Source organism: Gordonia jacobaea, from assembly GCF_001186365.1.
GTDB lineage: Bacteria > Actinomycetota > Actinomycetes > Mycobacteriales > Mycobacteriaceae > Gordonia > Gordonia jacobaea.
Genome location: NZ_LDTZ01000003.1, coordinates 1 through 1129, shown reverse-complemented (window position 1 = coordinate 1129; position 1129 = coordinate 1). Strand labels below are relative to the sequence as shown.

1 protein-coding gene is annotated in these 1129 nt (G+C 64.6%); it reads right to left on the bottom strand.

The features are described from left to right. The coding region (locus ABW18_RS00020; protein WP_045541060.1) for an IS481 family transposase at positions 1 to 1015 on the bottom strand (1015 nt) is incomplete at its 3' end. Positions 1016 to 1129 lie beyond the last annotated feature (114 nt).

The window sequence follows — 1129 nt, the reverse complement described above, 5'->3', positions numbered from 1 at the left end:
TGTACTGACCCGACAGGTTGGGTACGCGGTCGGCGGGTGAGTTGCCTCGGAGTGCGGTGTGGCCGCGTTCGTGATTGTAGATGCGAAGGAACTCGGGGAAGGCCGCGACGCGTTCGGTTTCACTGAGGTAGGGACGGGCGTAGGCCCATTCCTCCTGCAGGGTCCGGTTGAATCGTTCGACCTTGCCGTTGGTTTGCGGCCGGTACGGTCTGGTCCACTTGTGCTTGATCTTGTTGTCGTGCAACAAGTCCCGAAATATGCGGGACCGGTAACACGACCCGTTGTCGGTCATCACTCGCGCGGTGGTGACACCGATCGAGGCGAAGTGCGCCAACGCCCGAGTCATGAACGCGGTCGCGGTTTCCTTCTTCTCATCAGCGAGGATCTCGGAGTAGGCGTAGCGGGAGTGGTCGTCGACGGCGTGATGCAGATACGCGTACCCCAGGTTGGGGCGGCCAGCAACTTTGCGGGTTCGTCCAGGCTCGCGGTGGGCACTGGAGTTGCGGGTGCCCTGGGCGCGGCCGTGTACGCGATGTCCACCGCCGTCGGGGATTCTGCCGAGCTTTTTGATGTCGACGTGGATCAAGTCTCCGGGCGCTTGGTGTTCGTACCGGCGAATCTCGCGTCTGCGGGCACGTACCGGCGCCCCGGTTGCCGGGTCGATCCACGACAGTCGTAGGCAGCCGTAGCGGGTGAGGATGCGGTGCACCGTGGAGACGTTCAACCCCAGGTGGTATCCGATCCGGGCTGGCCCCCAGCGGCGGGAGACGCGTAACCCGACGACCCGGCGTTCCCGGCGCCGGCTGGTGCGATGCGGACACGATCGGGGCCGGCTGGACCGATCACCCATTCCGGCCGGCCCGTGGTCGCGGTAGCGATCCGCCCATCGCTTGGCCGTGGTGACTGACACGTTGAACCGGTCAGCTGCGCGGCGCAGTGGCCACCGGTCGTCCACAACACACCGAGCCAGACGCAACCGGCCAGTCGGGGACAGCGGTGAATTACGGTGGGACATGAAGACCTCCGGGTTGAGGAGCGGTTCTTAGACAGCTCCACACCTCACTCGGAGGTCTTCCCTATGTCACGTCGACTCGCCGAACTCTGTACCTAACGTTCCGGGTCAGTACAG